This is a genomic window from Collinsella sp. Sow4_D11 (assembly GCF_052116465.1).
Classification (GTDB): domain Bacteria; phylum Actinomycetota; class Coriobacteriia; order Coriobacteriales; family Coriobacteriaceae; genus Collinsella.
Window position 1 is genome coordinate 1 of the sequence record NZ_JBQKLA010000013.1, and the last position, 21,454, is coordinate 21,454.

A 21,454-nucleotide genomic window follows, 5' to 3' on the forward strand; every position below is an offset into this window, starting at 1 on the left:
GAGCCCGGCGCCGCGAAGCGCCCTGGCCCTCTCCACCATTCTCCTACTGTATGCCATGCGGACTCCGTTCCGGACCTCAACGGTCCAACTTTTTGTCCGCAGTCCCGCGCCGATTCTGGGACGCACTTTCCGAAACCCTGCCCATCCGGAAAGCCCGTCCCACGCTCAATACATCCAGCGGACGCATTGAGCGTGTCGTCCAGGACGGCCTCGTCATCGGGGTGATGGAAAATGTCGCCCCACACGCTTGCCACGGTTGCACCCGCGAGTGTCAAGAAAAAAGCCTCGAGGATTTCGAGGCTTTCGCTTCTGTATTATTTCGCACGCGCGGCAGCGATAGACCTACTCGCCCAGCACGGCCTTCTTGGCGGCTGCCGCCATGTTGTCCAGATCTTCCTTGGTCGGATGGTCCTTCGCGGCAACCCAGTTGTCGAGCAGCATCTTAGCGCGGGCGTTGTCGGGATCTTGCTCGAGCATGGCCTCGTAGCGCTGCTTGACCGCAGGGCCCATCTTGCCCTGGCACATCGCCCAACCTACAAGCTCGGCATCATTGGCCAAATTGGAGGTCACGCGATCGATAATCTGCTGATAATAGCTCTGGTCGGCGCCAAAACCGCAGGTGCCAAACAAAAAGACGCGCTTGCGGTGCAAGGTGGAGAGCAACGCCGCGACCGAAGGCGTGCACGCGCCCTTGTCACACCAAAAACCGACGAGCACCGTGTCGGCCGCGCAGGCGCCCTGCGCCTCGAGCGCAACCTGATCTGCATCCGCATCGTCGCTCAACGCCGCGGCATGGACAAACTCAACACCCGCAGCCTGCAGAGCGCGCTTGATCGCGCCCGAAACCATCCTGGTATTACCGCTCTTGCTGTTAACCACCAAAGAGCACGTCATAGTCACGTTGCCTCGTTTCCCCCAAAACTAAAGCCACTAATGCAATTTATTAGATGAATATCTTAGTACCAACGTGACAGATGTAAACCACCTGCTGCTAATCGGTGGCCCCTACTGGGCAAACTGGCTGCGGTAAAGATCGGCATAGAAGCCGTCTGCCGCCAGCAGCTCGTCGTGTGTGCCGCGCTCGATAATCTCGCCGTCGCGCATCACCAAAATGCAGTCGGCGTTGCGAATGGTGCTCAGGCGGTGCGCCACCACAAAGCTTGTGCGACCGGCCATGAGCTCGTCGAATGCCGCCTGCACCTGCAGCTCGGTGCGGGTATCGATGCTCGAGGTCGCCTCGTCCAGCAGCAAAATCGCCGGGTCGGTGAGCATGACGCGAGCGATGCACAGCAGCTGTTTTTGACCCTGGCTAAACGTGCCGCCGTCCTCGCCAATCACCGTGTCGTAGCCCTGCGGCAGCTGCACGATAAACTTGTGCGCATGCGCGCGCTTGGCAGCTTCGATAACCTGCTCGCGCGTGGCATCGGGACAGCCGTAGGCGATGTTATCTGCCACCGTGCCCTCGAACAGCCATGTATCCTGCAACACCATGCCAAAGGCACGGCGCAGGCTTGCGCGCGTGTATTCACGCGAGGAACGGCCATCGACCGCAATGCGGCCGGCATCGATATCATAAAAACGCAGCAGCAAATTGATGAGCGTTGTCTTGCCACAGCCCGTAGGGCCGACCAGGGCAAAGCGCATGCCGGGCTTGGCCTCGATGCAGATATCCTGCAGCAGCTTGCGGTCGGACACGTAGCTAAAGTCCACATGCTCAAAGGCGACCTCGCCCTGCGGTGCGGCAAGCTCTGTAGCGTCCGACGCGTCGGGCTCCTGCTCGCGCGCATCGAGCAGCGCAAACATGCGGCGCGCCGAGGCATACGCCGCCTGGATCTGCGTAATAACGTTGGTGACCTCGTTGAACGGCTTGGTGTACTGGTTAGCATAGGACAGAAAGATCTGCACGCCGCCCACCGTAAGCGCCGCGGGCACGCCCGTGATCACGCCCACGCAGCCGATCACAGCGACCACGGCATAGATGATGTTATTGATAAAGCGCGTGCCGGGGTTGGAGAGCGAACCCATAAACTGCGCGCGCTCGCCCGCGGTGTAGAGCTCGGCATTGAGGGCATCGAAGCTCGCTTGCGCGTTGGAGCCATAGGCAAAGGCGTCGACAAGCTTCTGCTCGCCCACGTACTCCTCGATATGGCCACCGAGCTGGCCTTGGATGCGCTGCTGTGCCGTAAAGCTTTTGTTGGAGAGCTTGGCAATAGCACCGGCTGCAAAAATGGAAAGCGGCGTGACGAGCACCACCACGAGCGTCATGGTCAGGTTGATGGAAAGCATAAACGCGAGCGTGCCCACGATGGTGATAACGCCGGTGAAAAGCTGGGTAAAGCCCTGCAGCAGGCCATCGCCCACCTGATCGACATCGTTGACCACGCGGCCCATAAGGTCGCCGTGGGCATGGCTGTCGATAAAGCTGAGCGGCATGCGGCTGAGCTTGTCGCTCGCCTCCACGCGCATGTCGCGCACCGTCTCGTAGGACAGGCGGTTGACGCAGTAGCCCTGCAGCCACTGGAAAGCCGCAGCACCTACGACGACAATAGCGAGCTTGGTGACAAGCGGCAGCAGCGCGTCGAAGTCCACCTGCCCGGCGGCGACGATCAGGTCGATGCCCTCGCCGACGAGGATGGGCGTGTAGAGCTGCAAGATCACCGAAGCGGCGGCACTCACAAACGACGCTACAAACGAAATGCGGTGCGGACGAACATAGCCCAGCAGGCGGCGAGTTACCGCGCCCACGGGATAGCGCTCGGGATCGCCGGGCTGGCGCGGACCGTCGCCCAGGTCGTTGAGGTTATCGTTGCCGGACACGTTGGCCGTCATCGTGGCGACCGAACCGGAAGAAGTGTACGGATTCATTTAGCAGCCCTCCCTTGCGCAGACGGATGCGGGGGCGGTCGGGGCGCCTGGGGCGGACGCGGGGCTTGGAGCGGGCGTGGGCGCCGTACTCCCCTGCTGACCCTCGAGCTCCTCGCGGCGAAGCTGCGACTGGCAAATCTCTCGGTAGAGCTGGCAGCTTGCATACAGCTCATCGTGCGTGCCCAGGCCCGCGACCGAGCCGTGGTCGAGTACGCAAATCATGTCGGCATCGCGCACGGTCGAGACGCGCTGGCTCACGATGATGGTCGTCAGCGGCAGCCCGCCCTCGGCGGTACCGCACACGCTTCGTTCGCGAATGGCACGGCGAAGCGCTGCGTCGGTCTTAAAGTCGAGCGCCGAGGCGGAGTCATCCATGATCAGGATCTGCGGAGAGCCCACCAGGGCACGTGCGATGGTCAGGCGCTGGCGCTGGCCACCGCTAAAGTTCTTGCCGCCCGCCTCGACCGGGGCATCTAAGCCCTGCGGCTTGTTGCGTACGAACTCGCTGGCCTGCGCCATATCGAGTGCTGCCCACAGCTCCTCGTCGGTTGCCGCCTCGTCGCGCCAGGTCAGGTTGCTGCGGATGGTGCCGCTCACCAGCGATGCACGTTGCGGAACGGTCGCAACCACATGGCGCAGCTGGTCGAGCGGCCAGGTGCGCACGTCGGCACCAATCACGCTCACGCTGCCGGTGCTCGCATCGTACAGGCGTGGGATAAGCGAGACGAGTGTGGACTTTCCGCTACCCGTGCCACCGATAATGCCGAGCGTTTTGCCCAGCGGCAGTTCCAGGGTCACATCGTTGACGGCGTTGGCAGCGCCGGCGCCAAACGAAAAGCTCGCATGGTCAAAGCTCAGTGCGGGAACCGGAACAGCGCCACCCGCCAGTTCGCTCGGCTTGGGCAGCGCGACCGGCTGGTTGCCCTCGTCGGTGATGCTCGGCTCACAATTGAGCACCTCGTTGATGCGCGACGCGCTGGCGCTCGCCTTGGTAAAGACCACGACCAGGTTGGCGACGTACACGATGGAGGTGAGCGTCTGCGTCATGTAGTTGACGAACGCCATAACCTGGCCCTGCGTAAGCTCGCCCACGTTGACCTGGATGCCACCCACCCACAGGATGGCGCACACGCCCAGGTTCATCATCAAAAACGTGACGGGGTTAAGGATTGATGAGAGCTTGCCCACCGCGATGGCAACATGCGCCTGCTCATCGGCGGCTAGGGCAAAGCGCTCACGCTCGTGATCCTCGCGCACAAACGCGCGGACCACGCGGGCACCCGAAAGGCCCTCGCGGCAGATAAGCGCGATGCGATCGAGCTTTGCCTGCAGCTGCTTGTAATACGGAATGCAGCGCGCCATGACAAACCAAAACACCAAGCCGATGGCGGGCGTGCAAATCAAGAAGATGATGCCGAGCTTAAAGTCGATGGCAAGGGCCGCGCACATGGAGCCCACCGCCAGGAAGGGCCAGCGGATGAGCATGCGCACGCCCAGCGCCACGGCAAGCTGCACCTGGTTGACGTCGTTGGTGATGCGCGTGATGAGCGACGGCGTACCAAAGCGGTCGAGTTCGGCATAACCCAGCTTATTGATGTGCTGGTAGAGCGCGCCGCGAATGTCGGTACCCATGCCCTGTGAGGTCAGCGCCGCCATCTTTTGGCAGACGAGCGTAAACGAGATGCCGATCACAGCCATGGCGGCAAGCAGCATACCGTAGTGGACGACGGCGTTGACATCGCGTGCGCCAATACCCTTATCGATCATCTGGGCAATCACCAGCGGCGTAAGCAGGTCAAAAATCACTTCGATCAACTTACACGCAGGGCCAATCACCATATACCGGCGAAACTTACCACCAAAACGCCTGAGCAGCTCAATCATAAAAAGGCGCTCCCTATCATCATCTCTCTTCAATCTGATTCATGATAGTACGGAGAACCCTGGAGATGCGTAAGCAACTCGTTACAGATGTAAGGGCGACGGTCACTAGCGCCCAAGGTATGTAGCAGCCGATGTTTTGGCAACGCCAGCGAGCGGCGCTAAGCACGGGATTCAATTCTTCAGATAAATGCGCCCTCTACGGGTGATTTTTGGACGAAGTGGTCCCGGTGCCGGCGGGCTGTTTGGTAGTCGAGCGATCCCGCAGGCAAAGCCGAGGACCAGCGAGACACCAAACAGCCCGCCGGCACCGGGACCGCATCGCGGCACCAAAAAGCGCCCGTGCGCTCGATGGATTCGGATGCCCGACAGAGGCTCCTTATGGCTGCTTCCTTCCGGACCTGACCAGATTCGGAACATGTCGTCATCCGAACCCATCGAACGCGCTTGGCGCTTGGTATATCTTACCCGCTCCTGCCCGATGGGGCAAGGTAGCTAATTTGGGACGGGGCCAAAAAGACTACTTTTGAGTTGCGGTGGAATAGTTCCTGTTTTACGGCCAAGGCCAAAAACAGGAACTATTCCACCGCAACTTATTGAGACTTGCCTGGATAAACTTAAATACGGCCGAGGTCGTAGGCTCGAGCGGCTGCCTCGCCGGCACAGATGAGGTTGGTTGTGGCTTCCTGGGGGTCGAGCGCTTGGTCAAGGGGCATGGGTCTGCGGCAGACCGGCAGAACCAAGTCGATACCCTGTCCATACACCGCATCCAAGCTGTCGGCACGACCGCCTACGGCGGCGACCACCGGCTTGCTATATCGCTTCGCACGACGGGCCACGCCCACCGGCGCCTTACCGGCGGCGGATTGCTCGTCCATATTGCCCTCGCCCGTTATGACCAGGTCGGCATCGCGCACGCGCTCGTCAAACCCCACGAGGTCGAGCACCGTCTCTACACCCGAGCGCAACTCGGCGCCGAGCGCCAGCAGTGCGGCACCCAAGCCACCCGCCGCGCCCGCGCCGGGCACGCCGAGCACCGAGCCAAATGCCCGTGCGCCCTCGGGTGTGCGCAACAACCCCTGAGCCCGCGCCCTAGCAATCGCCGCATCGAGCAGGCGGCCATAGCCGACCATCCATCCGTCGTATTTGCCCAGGGCCTCGGCATCCCCCGTCGGCAGGCCCTTCTGTCCACCGAACACCGCAAGCGCGCCGCGACGCCCCACGAGTGGGTTCTCGACATCGGAGAGCACCACGACACGCACGCCGCCCAGTACCTCAAGCGCCGGCGCCAAATCAACGCTCGCCGCCTGCTCAAGGCCCGCAAGACCGGGGGCGATATTGCAGCCACACTCATCGACAAGATGCGCGCCCAGCGCCTGCAGCATACCGGCGCCGCCATCGTTGGTAGCGCTGCCGCCCAAGCCAATATAGATAGTCTTTGCCCCAGCACAGACCGCGCGAAGCATGAGCTCGCCCACGCCATAGGTCGAAGCCGCAAGCGCCGCCGATTCCGTGCAGGGCGAATACCCAATACCCGCCGCCTCGGCCATCTCAACTACAGCCGACTCGCGCTCGGCATCCACCAGCATCCGTGCAGACACGCGATCGCCCAAGGGGCCTGCAACCTCGCAGGTCAAAAGCTCGCCACCGCGCGCGGCGACGGCATCGAGCGTTCCCTCGCCACCATCTGCCAGCGGCAAAGCGCTCAGCTCGGCATCGGGCCACACCTGGCACACGCCTTCGGCAACGGCCGCCTCCGCCTGCGCGCTCGAAACGCTGCCCTTAAAGGAATCGATCGCCAACAGCACACGGCGGGGCCGGCGCTGCACAGGACCAAAGTTGAGCGTCACGTCGGCGAGATCCCCAACACCCGCAAGTGCCTCGGCATGGACGGCATGCGCCTCAAGGCTTAGACCGCAGCCGCACGCGGCGCCATCCACACCGCGCAAACCGGCAAAATAGCTGCTCAGTACCCTGCGACACTCGTCTGCCAGCACGCCGGCGGTCACATTAAACCGATGGTTCAGGCGCGAATCGGCATTGAGGTCATACAGCGAGCCCACCGCTCCCGCCTTGGCATCGGCCGCACCATACACGCAACGCCCCACGCGCGCGTTAACCATAAGCCCCGCACACATGCAGCAGGGTTCGAGCGTCACGTAGACTGTACAATCGGAAAGGCGCCAACGCCCAAGCGTCTGAGCGGCGGCGCACAGGGCCAAAAACTCGGCATGTGCCGAAGGGTCCTGGTCGAGCTCACGGCGATTATGCGCCCTCGCGACAATCTCACCCGCACGCACCACCACAGCACCAATCGGCACCTCGCCCACTGTCGCAGCGGCGCGCGCCTCCGCCAGCGCCTCGCGCATGAACTTCTCGTCGATTTCGGTGATCGTCATCGTTCGCCTTCCCTGTTGCAAATTCAAAACGATGCTATCATTACGACTCACGGAGAGATGGCAGAGCGGTTGAATGCGGCGGTCTTGAAAACCGTTGAGCGCGAGAGCGTTCCGGGGGTTCGAATCCCCCTCTCTCCGCCACCTTAGTGATTCACCGGCGTCATGGTGCGCTCAAACAGCGCATCGACCACGTCGGCCATCTCGGGTCGACGCTCAAGATCGTGGCCCGATTCCCACCAATTTGTAAACACTCGAATAATGCCACCGGCGATAAATTCCGATGTCGTCTCGAGCGAAACGGGCGCCAGGGCGTCTTCGGCAAGCGAGCTCATCACGCGCTCACGGATGGAATGCGCGATGCGGTCGCAAATCATGCCGGTCAGCATGCCCGACATGCTACTCGCCAAAAGGTTATCCATGAGCTGCTCATGCGCCAGAACCATATTCATGGCATCGTCAAAGACCTCATGGCGAAGCGCCTGTACATCCACAAGCGGCTCCGCGTCCGCTGCGTTGGTCTGATTTTGCGGCAGGCCCGTCATAAGCTCATCGATATAGAAGGCAAAGTAATCGTTTTTATCGCGAAAATGCTTATAAAACGTCGTGCGGCGAATCAGGGCCCGGTCGCAAAGCATGGCAACCGTCAAATCCTCAAACCGATGCTCTTCCAAAAGCTCGGTAAAGGCGTCGAACAGGGCACGATAGGTTTTCTTGATGCGAAGGTCCATCCGTATCACCATCCTCAAGGCGTAGACAGCATTCCGTAATTTGTCGCATATCTTACACCTGTACCACCCGTTCGATATTGGCGCCCCCTCCCTGGTTGAAACAAAACGCTTACCGGAAAGTTCGGCACCGCCAAAGGTTGCGGGTATACTAGATACGTTATACCAACAACGGCCGGCGCAAAACGCCGCTGCCATTCGAAACGGAGACATCATGCTTCCCGTCATCATCGGTATCGTTGTTGTCGTTGTGATCGTCTGCGCCATCGCTGGCATCTACAACAACATGGTTACCAAGCGCAATCGTATCGATAACGCCTGGCAGAACATCGACACGCAGTTGCAGCGCCGCAACGACCTGATCCCCAACCTGGTCGAGACCGTCAAGGGCTACGCCAAGCACGAGCAGGACACGCTCGCCGCCGTGATCAACGCGCGCAACACCGCCGTAAGCGCCACCACCCCCGAGGCCAAAATGGAAGCCGACAACGTGCTGACCGGTGCACTGCGCCAGCTCTTTGCCGTGGCCGAGGCCTACCCCGACCTTAAGGCGAACACCAACTTTATGCAGCTCCAGGCTACGCTCGAGGACACCGAGAACAAGGTGAGCTACGCGCGCCAGAGCTACAACGACTGCGTGCTCAGCTACAACAACGCCATCCAGACGTTCCCGGCCGTTATCTTTGCCGGCATCTTCCAGTTTAAGGAGCGCCAGGGCTTCGAGGCCGCCGAAGCTGCCCGCCAGGCACCGACCGTCAAGTTCTAACAGATCCGCAGCGTATCCTTAATCGGGTATATGCATAAACCGCATAAACCGTCCCGTCGAATGCATACTTCGGCGGGACGGTTGCTTTTTGCCCACAGGTACCCCAGAAGGCGGCGTGCAAATTTTGGAGTTTTCAGCATCCTGGAGCCCAAAGGAACAGGAACGGGCCCACAAAACCGCGTTGAAAACCCTGATTCTGAGCCCTCAGCACCTCAGGGATCACTCATTTTCTACAGGATGCGGCTCACGGCGCCTGACTTTCGCCCAAAATCCCGTATGCATGCGCACCCGGCTGCTGAAAACTCCCAAAAATGTACGCCCCGTCCCACCCCAGGCGAGCGGCAACCGGAAAACCGCGCACGCACCTCTTCCTGGTGCGCGGTTTTCCTACAGAACTGCGCGGGGTCACTAGGGCCAAGCTCCTTATGGAGCCCACACCCAGGCGCACTCCGCAGGACGAAAGAACCCCCGCCGCACGTAGTGCGCAGCGGGGGTTCTTTCATGCCCGAGGACGCGCCGAAAAGGAAGGTCGCCCTCGGGCCGAACATACAAGACAGCTTACGCGACGGTATAAACCCAGTTGTGCTTATCCTCAACAGCACCAGACTGAATACCAGTCAGGGTCTCGCGAAGTTTCTTCATAACAGGGCCGATCTCGGTGCAGCCAGCCGGGAAGGTCACGGTCTCGTCGGCACCATAAACCTTGTTGTCAATCTCGCCGACCGGGGAGATAACAGCAGCGGTGCCGCACAGACCGCACTCGACAAAGGTGCCGGCCTTGACCTCGGCCCACTCGACGGGACGCTGATCAACAGTCATACCCAGGTCCTGAGCGACCTGAACGAGCGAGCGACGGGTGATGGAGGGCAGGATCGAGTCGGTGTGCGACTGCGGAACGACGAGGGTGCCGTCCTCTTTCACGAACAGGACGTTGGCGCCACCGGTCTCCTCGACATAGGTGCGAGACTCGGAGTCAAGATACAGGTTCTCGGCATAGCCCTCGCGATGGGCCTCCATCGTGGGCTTAAGGGACATAGCGTAGTTCAGGCCGGCCTTGATGTTGCCGGTGCCATGCGGGGCTGCACGGTCATACTCGGAAACGCGCAGCTTAACGGGCTTAAGGCCGCCCTTAAAGTACGGACCGACCGGAGTCACGAGAATGCGGAACGTGTACTCAGGAGCAGGAGCCACGCCAATCACGTCACCAGAGCCAATCATAAACGGACGCACGTACAGGGTCGCACCGGAGCCGAAAGGCGGAACCCAGGCGGCGTTGGCAGAAACGACCTGCTTGACGGCCTCAACGAACTTGTCCTTGGGGAACGGCGGCATCTCGAGGCGCTGGGCAGAGTTATACATGCGCTCAGCGTTCATGTCAGGACGGAAGCAGACGATGCTGCCATCCGCGGCGGTGTAGGCCTTCAGGCCCTCGAAGACCTCCTGGCAGTAATGGAAGATGCCGCCGCACTCGGAGACATGCATGGTGTGATCGGTGGTCAGGCCGCCCTCGTCCCACTCGCCATCCTTCCAATGAGCCTCGTAGCTGTAATCGGTCTTCATGTAGCCAAAGCCGAGGCTACCCCAATCGATATCCTTCTTCTCGACAGTCATATGTCGCTCCTTACATACACAGTTGCATACTCGCGAACCCGCACGCAAGGACCGAGGCCGACCGTGTCGCAACGTCGCACGCCCGGAGCGTAGAGCCGGACGGGACACGCGGGCAACATCGAAGCCGATGGCACGTCGATTCGCATGGACGAGATTGTACTCCCCGCGCGCGTCGGATAAAACGTTTTTCTTTAACTAAGTAAAGTATTTTCATTTGCTTCGGAATTCACCAGGGTAAATAGGCGTCCTCCAAGCCGCGGCGTCCACTCGCCCCATGCGCCCCGCGACCGCCCTATCGATATACTCTAAGTCGAGACGATGATTGGAGCCCCCTTGGCAACTCAGAACAAACGCGAACACTTGACGGAAGACCTGCTCAAGCGGCTGTTGGCCAGTTCGAGCATCGACGCCTATCTGGACGAAGGCGAAACCGTCGACCAAACGCTTCCCTCGTACTTGCGCTGCCTCATCGACGAGCGCCGCATCAAGCGCTCGGACGTCGCACGCAACTCGGGCCTTAACCCGACCGTTGTGTACGACATCTTTGCCGGCAAAAGCCGCCCCGGCCGCGACCACGCCATCATGTTGGCACTCGGTATCGGCTGCACGCTTCGAGAGACGCAGCGCCTTCTGAGACTCGATAGCGTCGCCGAGCTTTGGTGCAAGGATCGCCGCGACGCCATCGTCATCTGGTGCATCGAACGCGGCATGAGCCGAGCGTGCACCGACGACGAGCTCTACCGCCTGGGTGAAAAAACGCTTCTGGGAACCAACCCGCTCAAATAGACGCCCACGTCCGCGCGAGCCCCGCGGCTCTATCGGCTCCATACGCGATTCAGTTGCCAACTGAACAAACAGAACAATCGTTGGCATATTATTTTTGGGGCATTTGCCCAGCTACCATGAAGGGAGGACGGCTTGAACGACAACCAGCTCATGCATGCCATGAGCCTTGACGACACCTATCGCGTCGAGCAGGTGCTCGCACGCGGCGAAGACGGCATTACCGAACTCGTCACGATTGACGGAGCCGGTCCCTTCGTGCGAAAGAAGATTCGACAGGAGCTTGCCCGCCGCAATGTATGGTCGGCACTCACAGAATGCAGCTCGCCCCGCCTTCCCCGCGTCGAGGCGACCTACGAACTACCCGAGCACTTTGTTGTCGTCTACGACTTTGTGCCGGGTCGGTCGCTTTCCAAAGTTATCGAAACCGATGGGCCGTTGACGCCGGAAGAGACGACATCGCTTGGCATCGAGCTTTGCGAGGCGGCCGAGGAGCTCCACAGACACGGCATCGTCCACCGTGACATTTCCCCCAACAATATCGTGGTTGCCGCGAACGGCGCGCACCTCATCGACCTCGGTATTGCCCGCATGCGCGTCGAAGGGGCAAGCAAGGACACGACTTCCCTCGGAACTTGGGGGTTCGCCTCGCCCGAACAATACGGCTTTGCCCAGACCGATGCGCGAAGTGATGTCTACTCCATCGGACGCGTTCTTGGCTTTGCGCTTACGGGTGTCCGGCCCGATGACGAGGCTTACGAGCAGATTCTTAAGAAGAATCTTGATAATGCACCCGCGACGCTCGCCCATGCCATCACGTGCGCCTGCTCGTTTGAGCCAAGCGCGCGATTTCAGTCTGCAGCAGAGCTGGCAGGGGCGCTCGCCGGCTCGTCTCGACCGGGAAACGACAGGGCATCTTCTGGCACAGATGGGCAGGTCGACCATGCCCAAATGGCGGCGGGCACGCATGCGCCTAAGCGCAATCCAGGCAAAAGCAGGACGCGGACCTTTGGCGGCCTGTTGCTAAAACTGGCACTCGTCACCGCGATGCTTGCCGGGCTGATGGCAGTCGGCGCGATTGCCATCTCGACATTCCACGCAGACCGAGAAAGCAACAACGGGCCCACGTCCTCATCGCAAGCCGGCCAGTCTGACGGCGTTTCGACATCCAAAAAAGCAAATACGGCAAGCAATGCCAACCGTTTATCCGCCGAGCTCTCGATCGCGGAATCAGGCTGGTCGGTTGATGGGCAGGGGTACGTCCATTTTGGCATCGGCCTTAAAAACTCCGACGGCCCTGCCGCTATCGCATTTCCCACCATTAAGGTCTCCGGATACGATGCGGACGATAACCTGATCTTTACGGATGAGAAAACCTACAGCGCCATCGAGCCCGGCCAGACCGTCTACTTTGGCGATCAGACGGGAAATGGCACCGCTCCCGCGCGCGTTGAGTTCGAGGCAGTCACACCCAGCGGCGTTGCACTTGCCACCGCCACCGAAGCGCCGGTGTACGAAATTTTCGATAGTACCGAATCCGCTGGGACAGACGGCATGCAGTCATTCTTGGCAAAGCTCAAACTCCAAAGCGCCCCGAGCGGCTTTGATAAGACCCAGGTGTTCCTATCGGCCATCCTGCGCGACAAGCAGGGCAACATCGTTGCCGGCTATAACAACTTTGCCGACTGCCCCGCCGTCAGTTCCACGACCCCCGTTTCGGTCGATGTCCACAATCCGCCCCCGCACGCAAGCTGCGATATTTACGCAGCCCAGTGGTAGAACCGGAGGGCACCGCGAATAATTCCGCAGCACAAAGAAGGACCGGCATCGCGCCGGCCCTTCCATACTTCTACAGCCCTAGAATCTCACGCTTCTTGGCATCAAACTCCTCTTGCGTCAAAATCCCGGCATCGAGAAGCTTTTTGAATTTCTTAACGGCCTCTATTTGATCCTCAAGCGTCCGCGCGGACTCGGCACCACCCCCTGGCGCCTCCTTGGGCTCCGTCGTATCCGGCGTACAGACCGCGCCCGCGCCGCCTTCTACAGAGGCGTTACGGGGGTTGAGCATTCCCGCCAGCCCCATGCCGAGCACCATGCCGCCCGCGGCGCCAAACCCGTTCTCGCGTACGCCCTCGGCAATCATCTGCTGAGCCGCCACATCGGCTGCCTGCTTAGAAACCCCCTCGTAAGCGCTAACATCCAGCTTCTTTTTCGCATAGCTCTTGATAAGCTCGCGCGACTCATCGGAGAATTCAATGTTTTCGATGGCGACTTGCACAAGCTTGATGCCAAAGCGATCTTGCCATGACCCCGCGTTATCGCCCTCGTCCAGGATCATATGGCGAATTTCGTTGACGTGTGACGGCAGCTGCGAAATTCGGACCTCGGACGACAAGGCATTCGTGGCCACGATGAGCGAAGCCAGAAACTCTGCAATCAGCATGCTCCGTGCGCGCGGGTCGTCAAACGAATAGCTATAGACGTTCGCAGGAAGAAAATTCCTGATAAAACGCTCGGCATCCACTACCTGCAGCGACAGCTGACCATACGCGAAGACCTCAAGATCCGCGCCGTAAAACAAGTCGTTATACGCAAGCGGTCCACGCGTGCCAAACCTGATGCCGCGGATTTCACGCAGATTGACAAACGCCACACGCTTCTGCGACGGTGGCATACCCGCATAGCCGACACGACGCGCCGCCTGTCCGAGGACCATTTTGAGGACGCCCTGCTCCTCACGGTCGTGGTCATCAAAAAGCGACGCTTCGCCGTCGCGATACTCAAAACCGCCCGGTTCCGTTATAACTTGCTCGATGCCCGCCTGACTAAAAATAAACGCCGCGGTGTTCTCGGGAACAAAAATGAGCGAGCCGTTGGACAGAACGTCACTCGATCCGTAGTTTCCGCCACGCCCGTTTTGCCCAACCTTACGCACCCCCGGAGCGACAACAACGTGCTCGTCAAAATGACTGGCAGTGACAATATCTTTCCATTGATCGGCAAGGACGCCGCCAAGCGAGTCAATCGCAACATTTACAATACCCACGATTACCTCACCCTACAGCACAAACTTGGTATCGCAGTACGAACAAACAACGCCTTGGCCTTTGCGCCCCGCGACGGGCGCATGGCATCCGGGACACTTTGCTGTCACCTTTGCGGCCATCTTCTCGGCATGAGGCTTTTGCGCCTTCAGAGAAGCACCCAAGGCACTGCCAATGGAGTCGCCAACTGCCCCGACAACGCCCACGGCACCGTCTACAAAATCTGCAATCTCTGCCGCAGTGCCCGAGGGAAGCTCCGAGGTATCAATGGCATCGATGTTGCCCGCCGCCGCGCGGCGCACGCTTTCGGCCCAACGGTCGGCCAGGCGCTTGCCGCCTTCGGTAAAGCTCACCGTAACGGTCTCCTCCGAAAATGCGACTCGCAGCACCGGCGTACTATTCACACGCGCTGCGATAGCTTGGGGAACATCTGCCGAACACAGAATCGAATCGAGCGGGCAGCGCTTGAGATAGCGTCGAGTTTTAAACAGCCCCTCGGAGACCGTTGCGACCAAGATTAGATTCATATTTGTAAGCACGATCTCATCGAGAGCCTCGCTACCAGAGCCAACGCCCAAGCGCACATTCGAGGTCTGCATGATGATGAGCTCGCCGGGTGCCAGATTGTACTCGTCCACGCCGCCATCTCCCGTCCAACGTTTTCCTCCCATCCTAAACACCGGGCAAATAATTTCATCAGCTGCCAACTGAATTTCTCACCGGATTCAGTTGGCAGCTGATGAAATCCCCGCAGCCCACAGCCACAATTCGAAGCAGTGTCATCCATATCGAGGGAAGGAAATACTATGGATTGGGAAGCTTCGGGCAGCAGGGATAATGGCGTCCCCCAAACGGTGTCGACGCCTGACGGCAAGCCGCCCAAAGGTAAGAAAAAATGGCCGATCGTTCTGGCAGTGCTCGTTATCCTGATTATCGTGGCACGCATCAGCTCCTGTGTGGGCGGCTGCAGTTCTTCGGGCCCCTCAAAAACCGTCGAAACATTCACCTGGCCCAGCAGCGGTCTCGCGACCGAACTGCCCAAGCCCAAGATAAACAAGGGCGAGATATACGAGAACAGCTCCGAATCTTTCTCGGCAACGCTGAAAGAAGTCTCACAAGCCGACTACGATAGCTACGTCGAAGCTTGCAAAGAAGCTGGCTATACCGATTTCTCGGGCGAAGGCACCGATGATTTTGAGGCAACGGCACCCAGCGGAGCAAAGCTGACCTTGTCCTACTACAGTAGCCAAAAGTCCCTCGACATCGAGCTCGAGAAGCCGCAGGACAACAGCGAACAGGCAGACGCGGCCGACGACACTGATGCGGTAGCCACTGATTCACAGGCCGAATCCGCCCCAGCCACATCCTCGTCCGATTTCCGTGCCATGATGGACGGCTACGAGCAGTTTATGAACAGCTACGTCGAGTTCATGAAAAAGTACGAGAATTCAGACGACACCGCATCGATGCTTGCCGACTACGGATCGATGATGCAGCAGTACAGCGAGTGGTCGCAGAAATTTGACAGCGTCGACGAGAGCTCGCTTTCCGCCGAGGACCAGGCCTATTACCTTGAGGTCCAAGGGCGTGTGCTGCAGAAGTTGAGCGAGGTCCAATAGCCTCGCACTCAACGCCACATATCGTTCGCACAACAAAAAAGACCCGTCATCCAAGTGGCGGGTCTTTTTGCACCAATCGGTTTTAGACGCCTACGCGTTCTGTTTGCCGAGCTTAGCCTTAACCAGGCCGACTACAGTCGGGATGATCGACACGGCAACGATGCCAATGATCAGCAACTCAAAGTGCTCCTGCACAAAGGGAATGCCGCCAAAGAAGTAGCCCAGCAGTGTAAAGACCGTCGACCAGGTAATGCCGCCCAGCACGTTGTAGATGACAAAGTTGCGCCAGTGCATACCGCCCATGCCGGCGATAAAGGGCACAAAGGTGCGGATAAACGGGAAGAAACGGCCGAGGAAGATGGCCAGGTGACCCCACTTGTCCAAGAAGTCCTCGGACTTTTTGATACGCTCGGGCGTCATGGCCTTGACTTTACCCGAAGCGATGATCTTTTTGCCAAAGAAGTGACCGATCATAAAGTTGCACTGGTCGCCCAGGATGGCAGCGGCCCATGCTACGGCCAGCAGGGCCACGATGTTAAAGCCACCGTTATGGGCAAAGAAGCCCGAAGCAAACAGCAGTGAATCGCCAGGAAGGAACGGGAAGAACACCACGCCTGTCTCAATGAAGATAATGAGGAACACGCAGCCGTAGGCCATAAGCGGGCCGGCGGCGATCCAGCTGGCAATCGCGGTGCGCGGGTCTTTGAGCAGCTCGGCGATAAAATTGATGAAACCCATGAAGTAAAACCTCTCAGTTGTGGGCGCGGATACGTCCAAGTTGACCAGTATACGGTTGCGGTGCCCCCTCGTGCGCAACCCCACAAAAGCATGACTCCATTACCAGCAAGTTTGCATAACTGACACCTGTCATGCAAAGCCGCCAAGATTATTCTTCCTAATCCCTAGCGAATCGCTATACTTTATTAAATCGCATTGCCATGGCGCTAAGGGAGGGCGGCCGGTGAGCTTTATCAATACCATTCGCGAGGACATCAAGACCGTCCAGACGCAGGACCCCGCCGCGCAAAACGGTCTGGTCATCTTCCTTTCCTATCCTGGCCTGCACGCCAAGTGGAACCACGTGCCCGAGCACTGGCTGTGGGAGCACGGTCATCGCTCGCTCGCCCGTGTGCTCTCGCAAATCACCCGCCACATCACCGGGGTCGAGATTCATCCCGCTGCACAGATCGGCAAGCATTTCTTTATCGACCACGCCATGGGCGTCGTCATCGGCGAAACCACCATCGTGGGCGACAACTGCGTGCTCTACCAGGGCGTCACGCTTGGCGGCACCGGCAACGAAACCGGCAAGCGCCACCCCACCCTGGGCAACAACGTCACCGTGGGCACGGGCGCCAAGGTGCTCGGCAACATTCGCATCGGCAACAACGTCAAAATCGGCGGCAACTCGGTTGTCGTCAAGGACGTGCCCGACAACTGCACCGTCGTGGGCGTACCGGGACGCATCATCAAGCGCAACGGCTGCCGCGTGTTCGAGGAGAGCTTCGACGCCAAGCAGCACCGCGAGTACATGCCTGACGATGCCGCCGAGCAGTCCGCCCTCAACCGTCAGGGCATCACCGAGAACGCTCGCCGCGTCGCAGAGCTCGAGCAAGAGGTGGCCGAGCTCAAGGCCCTGGTACGCGAGCTAGCAGATCGGTAGCCGCTCCTGTTGCGGAGGCCATGGGCGGTATGCACATGATGCCGGCTGCGGAGACGTGGCCGTAAAGCAGAAAGCGGGGGATTGCACGTTGTCAATCCCCCGCTTTCTTAATTTTTGGGACAAATATACCTGACGACAAGTGTCCCGCGGCAACCCTCCGTCAGGGACGGCGTCATCTAACACATTTGTCCCGTGCCGGGGATGCGATGCGGGCAAACCCCCGCCGTCAGGGACAAATCAGTCTGACGACGCCGCCCCGTGAAGGCGCCTTACCTGCTAGCGCCTGTTATGGCGGCGCGTCAGGGCAAAGCCGGCGGCCAGCACAATGACGCCGGCAATCGCGATGCCCGTAACCAGGGCGAACGTGCGGTCTCCCGCATGGGGCAGCACCGCTGCGTCCTGCTTCTTGGCCGCAGACCTGGTCTCCGTGACGGTCGTTACAGAGCCGGAGCCCTTACCGTCCGACGGATCCTTGGGGTCGGGCACGGGCTCAGGCGCAGGCACCGCCTTAAAGAGCGCGCGCACCGTCACGGCTTTCTCGCCCAGCAAAAAGGTCGTCGTGGCAGAAGCCGCATCCGCGAGCTCGATGTCACCGTCGATAACCTCCCAGTGGTCAAAGACATAGCCCTCGTCCGCCACAGCGGTGAGCGCAACCTTGGTGCCGGGGAGCGCACCGCGCGGGTTGCTCGTGGCCGAGCCGCCCTCGCCCGCCTCAACGGTCACGTAGGACATCGGTTGAATGGGCGTCATCGCAAGCTCAAAGTGTGCGGTCAGCGTAGTGTTGCTGCTGCCCATGCGCACGATGGTCTCGGTAGCGTTGGCATCCTCGACCTTAGCGTCGCCCTCATCGACGGTCCAGCCTGTGAACACGTAGCCCTCATCCGCCACGGCGTTCACGCCGATCGGGGTGCCGGGCTCGCCGCCCGCGGGAGCGCCTTCGACAAGGCCAGCGGTACCATGGCCATCAACCTTTACGGTCAGGGCGCCGTAGATTTTAAAGACCCCGCTCTCGGCCACATTGAGCTTAAAGTTCCTGTTGCAGGTTGCAGCGCTGATATGAAGCGTGTACTCGCCCGGGTTCTCGCCGGGCTCGCGCTGGTAGGAGACGGTCGGGCTTACCTCGGTCGCAAGGTCTCCGCCCTTCCACGTGGTGGTGCCGCGGTCGATAAGCTCATAGGAGTAGGCGGATTCAGGATCGGCCTCGCCATAGATCTTGGAGGCGTTGTTGGCCTTAACGGACACCTCGCGCGGGTTGATCTTCAGCGTGGTCGCCTTGGAGCTCGTCGCGTGCTGGGCATCGCCCAAATACGTTGCGACCACCTTATAGGTGCCGGCCTCGGTGGGCATGCCGTCCAGCTTAACGTCAAACGCGCCCGATGCGCTCATGCCAAAGTACGAGAAGGTCACCTCGGCGCCCTCGAGCGGCTGGTCGCCCACATAGACCTGGGCGTTCATGGCCTGCGCGGCACCGTCGTACTCGTGGATCTCATCGCCCATCGAGATCGTGGTCTCGAGCCTGCTGATCTTGAAGGCGCGCTTGATGGGGGCTGCGGCGTAGTTGCCGCCCAGGACGTAAGCGACCTCGGTGTAGCAGCCGGGCTTGGTGGGCTTCACGTTGGGATCGGTGCTCTTAAACGTGCTGCCGTCGTAGGCGATGCCCGTGATCAGGTAGCGAACCTTTGCGCCCTCAACCGCGGCATCGCTGTCGACGACCTTCGCACCAAAGTCAAAGTTTGCAAGCTCCTCGCTGCCAACGGCAAAGCCGCCCTTGGGCGTCGAGGCGTTCCACGTGAGGGTAACGTCCTCGGTCCTAGGTGCGATGGTGAGGTAGCCCACGCCCGCAGAGGTCTCGTAATTGCCGCTCGTAGCCACCGCAGTCACCAGGTAGACGCCCGCCTTAGAGGGCGTACCGCCGAGGGCAACAGTGGAGCCTCCCAGGCCCAGATCCTGAGCGGTGTCGAGCGCGCTCTTAAGGGAATCGATCACCTGGTCGGGATTCTCAACACCCGCCGCCTTCAGGGCGAGCCTAAGGGCTGTCATGGTTGCATCGTTGTTGAGCAGGTTGATGAGGCTGTCAAGCGTGACACCCTTATCGAGATGCAGGATCGAGTTGATCGCGCTCTGCGCCTTGCCACCACCCACGTAGCTCAAATCGATCGAGAGGTAGCCCTTGCCGTCGCCATCGATACCGGCGACAACGATAACGGGCTCGGTCTCTTTATTGCTCGGCGTGGAGGAAACCAGGTCCGCGACTGCCACGGTGTTCCCATACGTAATGCTCGTATTCTTGACCTTGACCGAGGAAGGGGCCTTGGTCACGGTTACGGTCGCGGTGGCCTCGGAGGGCTTGTAGGTGCCGTTGCCCTTGAACTTCATGGTGACGGCGTACTCGCCCACCTTCTGCTCAAGGCCGTCGATCTCAAAGTCGTTCCGAGAAAGACCGTTGACCGGCTTGCCCGTTACCTCGTCCACGACGGTGGGGGCAAGCTGGCGGTAGACCTTGGCCTTCAGGGCATCAAAATCCTCGCTGTACTGGACCGAGGTAGCCGCGTTCATCGAAATGTGCGTGACAGTGCGGCCGTCGACCGGCTTGACGGTGAGCGTAATGGAGCTGGCGGGATACTGGTCGTTACCGGCATAGCTGATCTGGATTTGCTCGGAGTCCTTCTTACCAAAGGCATGGAGCAGGAACTCGTTCCAGGCAGGCGTGTAGTCAAGCGACTTCCACACATCTTTAACCGAGACCGAGCTGGCATTGTACTCGATAGTCACATCGCCGGCGGTGAGCCCGGCAGGCACGCTGTTAGCAGCATCGAGGGCGGCGTTGAAGACAATCTCGTTATACGTGCTGCTGTCCTTGCCCAGGATGCCCACCTCGGCACCGTCGATGCCAACGAGCCCGGCCTTCACGGTGTTGACCTTGAGGATGTAGGTCTTGTCCTTGGTGAGCTCAGGCAGGGTGAGCGTCGCGACCTGATTTTTGAAGCTGAGGCCCGCATCGCCGTTGCGATACGTGTTGCCATTGAACTCGATGGATTCCACGGCGTAGCCATCGGCAGGTGTGGCAACAACGGAGACGGAGTTCTTGACGTTGACCGAGACGCTGGAACCGGCGGCGGCAGAGGTACCGCCGACGGTCAGGCTCTTGAGGTTGGCAGAACTTGCCTCGTCAACCTTGACGGTCGCCTCGGTGTCGGCCTTATAGGTTACCTTAATTTGGGAATCGGCGTTGCTCGGGATGGTGTAGTTTCCATCGGCGTCTGGCGTCACGGTATTGTCGTCGATCTGGACCTTATCGACCTTGTAGTCGTCGACATTCTGGACCGTAAAGGTCTTGGTTGTACCCTCGTCGATGTCGTAGGTGCCCGCGTTTGCGTACGACGTACCGTCAACGAAGATGCCGCCGAGCTGCGCGCCCGTAGCGTCAGCCGCGCCCTCGGTGACAACGGTAGCCGTCCAATAGCGGGTGAGGGTCAAGTTGCCGTCATCGACCCAGCCGAACTTAGGATTAAAGATCGAGCCACTGACCTTCTTGTACTCTTGGACCGCATAGACGCCGGGTTCAAGATTCGCGGAGCCAGGGTTCAAGAGCCAGGATTCAATCTCGGTCCAATTGTCCGTGCCGTTGAGGCAAATACGATACTTGCCCGCACCGACCGCCCAATAGACGTCGGATTTTGAGACATCGCCCCACTTGGAGCCCGCCTCGCGGATACTCCTACTTGCACGGGCTGCGTAGGTGGCAACACGGTCCCCCTGCTGTTGCTCCGCGTTGGTCGCAGCGGCGTCCTCGGCGGCGGACTCATCCTCCGCAGGCACAGCCTCCCCGGTATCGCTACCGGTCGCTACTTCAGAACCCCCACCCTGCTCTGATATCGCCTGATCGGCGGATTGGGCCGCCTCGGCCAGTGCCGGCGTGGGGATCTGGCCCACGGCCATCACCACCGCCAGCAGCCCGGCCAATGCCCGGTTGCAGTTGATCCGTCTCATATGCTCTCGCCTTCCTCTATGCGGTCGTGCCGTACCGAAATGTACTCGCGACAGAAATCTTCATAATTATAATCTCAAACAGAATGCGTCAAATGCGCACCAAGGAAG

At 60.0% G+C, this 21,454-nt stretch carries 15 protein-coding genes, 1 tRNA gene and 1 other RNA gene; 6 read left to right on the top strand and 11 right to left on the bottom strand.

Annotated features, from left to right (window positions below; genetic code table 11):
* Positions 1–342: 342 nt before the first annotated feature.
* From bilS to tadA, 5 genes are all read right to left on the bottom strand, one after another.
* On the bottom strand, positions 343–894 hold the full coding sequence (bilS, locus tag ACTQ40_RS06530) for a flavodoxin family protein BilS (protein WP_427719646.1): 552 nt from the start codon (positions 892–894) through the stop codon (positions 343–345).
* A 111-nt stretch (positions 895–1,005) separates the two neighbouring features.
* Positions 1,006–2,865 carry an ABC transporter ATP-binding protein gene (locus ACTQ40_RS06535; RefSeq protein WP_441563648.1) on the bottom strand — a complete coding sequence of 620 codons (1,860 nt, stop codon included), beginning with the start codon at positions 2,863–2,865 and terminating at the stop codon, positions 1,006–1,008.
* Complete coding sequence (locus tag ACTQ40_RS06540; protein ID WP_441563649.1) at positions 2,866–4,749, bottom strand: ABC transporter ATP-binding protein; 1,884 nt, start codon at positions 4,747–4,749, stop codon at positions 2,866–2,868. It lies immediately after the preceding gene.
* 342 nt (positions 4,750–5,091) lie between these two features.
* An RNA gene (gene ffs, locus ACTQ40_RS06545) (signal recognition particle sRNA small type) lies at positions 5,092–5,187 on the bottom strand.
* Positions 5,188–5,363: 176 nt separating this feature from the next.
* Positions 5,364–7,145, bottom strand: coding sequence for a tRNA adenosine(34) deaminase TadA (gene tadA, locus ACTQ40_RS06550; RefSeq protein ID WP_441563650.1), 1,782 nt, complete (start codon positions 7,143–7,145; stop codon positions 5,364–5,366).
* Positions 7,146–7,196: 51 nt separating this feature from the next.
* Here tadA and ACTQ40_RS06555 point away from each other — a divergent pair.
* Positions 7,197–7,286, top strand: a tRNA-Ser gene (locus ACTQ40_RS06555).
* A gap of 2 nt (positions 7,287–7,288) precedes the next feature.
* Here the strand turns inward: ACTQ40_RS06555 and ACTQ40_RS06560 are convergent.
* Entirely contained in the window at positions 7,289–7,873 is a 585-nt protein-coding gene (locus tag ACTQ40_RS06560; protein ID WP_441038853.1) for a TetR/AcrR family transcriptional regulator, read from the bottom strand.
* A 211-nt stretch (positions 7,874–8,084) separates the two neighbouring features.
* On the opposite strand from ACTQ40_RS06560, the gene ACTQ40_RS06565 reads away from it, so the two are divergent.
* The gene (locus ACTQ40_RS06565) at positions 8,085–8,636 is read left to right on the top strand and encodes a LemA family protein (RefSeq protein ID WP_427719860.1); all 552 of its coding nucleotides are present in this window, start codon (positions 8,085–8,087) and stop codon (positions 8,634–8,636) included.
* Between the two features lie 558 nt (positions 8,637–9,194).
* Here ACTQ40_RS06565 and ACTQ40_RS06570 read toward each other — a convergent pair.
* A complete protein-coding gene (locus ACTQ40_RS06570) occupies positions 9,195–10,247 on the bottom strand; it encodes a branched-chain amino acid aminotransferase (protein WP_154517834.1) in 1,053 nt (350 codons plus the stop codon).
* A 333-nt stretch (positions 10,248–10,580) separates the two neighbouring features.
* On the opposite strand from ACTQ40_RS06570, the gene ACTQ40_RS06575 reads away from it, so the two are divergent.
* Positions 10,581–11,033 (top strand): helix-turn-helix domain-containing protein, encoded by a 453-nt coding sequence (locus tag ACTQ40_RS06575; protein ID WP_138340479.1) that lies wholly within the window; start codon positions 10,581–10,583, stop codon positions 11,031–11,033.
* Between the two features lie 132 nt (positions 11,034–11,165).
* On the top strand, positions 11,166–12,809 hold the full coding sequence (locus tag ACTQ40_RS06580; RefSeq protein WP_441563651.1) for a serine/threonine-protein kinase: 1,644 nt from the start codon (positions 11,166–11,168) through the stop codon (positions 12,807–12,809).
* Positions 12,810–12,879: 70 nt separating this feature from the next.
* Here ACTQ40_RS06580 and ACTQ40_RS06585 read toward each other — a convergent pair whose 3' ends face one another.
* Both ACTQ40_RS06585 and ACTQ40_RS06590 read right to left on the bottom strand, forming a co-directional pair.
* The gene (locus ACTQ40_RS06585) at positions 12,880–14,076 is read right to left on the bottom strand and encodes an SPFH domain-containing protein (RefSeq protein ID WP_441563652.1); all 1,197 of its coding nucleotides are present in this window, start codon (positions 14,074–14,076) and stop codon (positions 12,880–12,882) included.
* Between the two features lie 12 nt (positions 14,077–14,088).
* Complete coding sequence (locus tag ACTQ40_RS06590) at positions 14,089–14,712, bottom strand: hypothetical protein (protein ID WP_441038847.1); 624 nt, start codon at positions 14,710–14,712, stop codon at positions 14,089–14,091.
* A 168-nt stretch (positions 14,713–14,880) separates the two neighbouring features.
* Between ACTQ40_RS06590 and ACTQ40_RS06595 the strand changes: the two genes are divergently transcribed.
* A complete protein-coding gene (locus ACTQ40_RS06595; protein WP_441563653.1) occupies positions 14,881–15,693 on the top strand; it encodes a DUF6591 domain-containing protein in 813 nt (270 codons plus the stop codon).
* Positions 15,694–15,783: 90 nt separating this feature from the next.
* Here ACTQ40_RS06595 and ACTQ40_RS06600 read toward each other — a convergent pair whose 3' ends face one another.
* Entirely contained in the window at positions 15,784–16,431 is a 648-nt protein-coding gene (locus ACTQ40_RS06600; protein ID WP_441540792.1) for a DedA family protein, read from the bottom strand.
* A 223-nt stretch (positions 16,432–16,654) separates the two neighbouring features.
* On the opposite strand from ACTQ40_RS06600, the gene cysE reads away from it, so the two are divergent.
* Positions 16,655–17,356: a serine O-acetyltransferase gene (cysE, locus tag ACTQ40_RS06605; RefSeq protein WP_441563654.1), complete on the top strand. Its 702-nt coding sequence runs from the start codon at positions 16,655–16,657 to the stop codon at positions 17,354–17,356.
* Between the two features lie 276 nt (positions 17,357–17,632).
* Here the strand turns inward: cysE and ACTQ40_RS06610 are convergent, their stop codons facing one another.
* Positions 17,633–21,346, bottom strand: a complete 3,714-nt coding sequence (locus tag ACTQ40_RS06610; RefSeq protein ID WP_441563655.1) for an InlB B-repeat-containing protein — start codon at positions 21,344–21,346, stop codon at positions 17,633–17,635.
* Positions 21,347–21,454: the final 108 nt, after the last annotated feature.

Excerpts from the sequence above, each read along its gene's own strand:
- bilS (WP_427719646.1), bottom strand. The coding sequence starts at position 894 with ATGACGTGCTCTTTGGTGGTTAACAGCAAGAGCGGTAATACCAGGATG.
- ACTQ40_RS06535 (WP_441563648.1), bottom strand. The coding sequence starts at position 2,865 with ATGAATCCGTACACTTCTTCCGGTTCGGTCGCCACGATGACGGCCAAC.
- ACTQ40_RS06540 (WP_441563649.1), bottom strand. The coding sequence starts at position 4,749 with ATGATTGAGCTGCTCAGGCGTTTTGGTGGTAAGTTTCGCCGGTATATG.
- tadA (WP_441563650.1), bottom strand. The coding sequence starts at position 7,145 with ATGACGATCACCGAAATCGACGAGAAGTTCATGCGCGAGGCGCTGGCG.
- ACTQ40_RS06560 (WP_441038853.1), bottom strand. The coding sequence starts at position 7,873 with ATGGACCTTCGCATCAAGAAAACCTATCGTGCCCTGTTCGACGCCTTT.
- ACTQ40_RS06565 (WP_427719860.1), top strand. The coding sequence starts at position 8,085 with ATGCTTCCCGTCATCATCGGTATCGTTGTTGTCGTTGTGATCGTCTGC.
- ACTQ40_RS06570 (WP_154517834.1), bottom strand. The coding sequence starts at position 10,247 with ATGACTGTCGAGAAGAAGGATATCGATTGGGGTAGCCTCGGCTTTGGC.
- ACTQ40_RS06595 (WP_441563653.1), top strand. The coding sequence starts at position 14,881 with ATGGATTGGGAAGCTTCGGGCAGCAGGGATAATGGCGTCCCCCAAACG.
- ACTQ40_RS06600 (WP_441540792.1), bottom strand. The coding sequence starts at position 16,431 with ATGGGTTTCATCAATTTTATCGCCGAGCTGCTCAAAGACCCGCGCACC.
- ACTQ40_RS06610 (WP_441563655.1), bottom strand. The coding sequence starts at position 21,346 with ATGAGACGGATCAACTGCAACCGGGCATTGGCCGGGCTGCTGGCGGTG.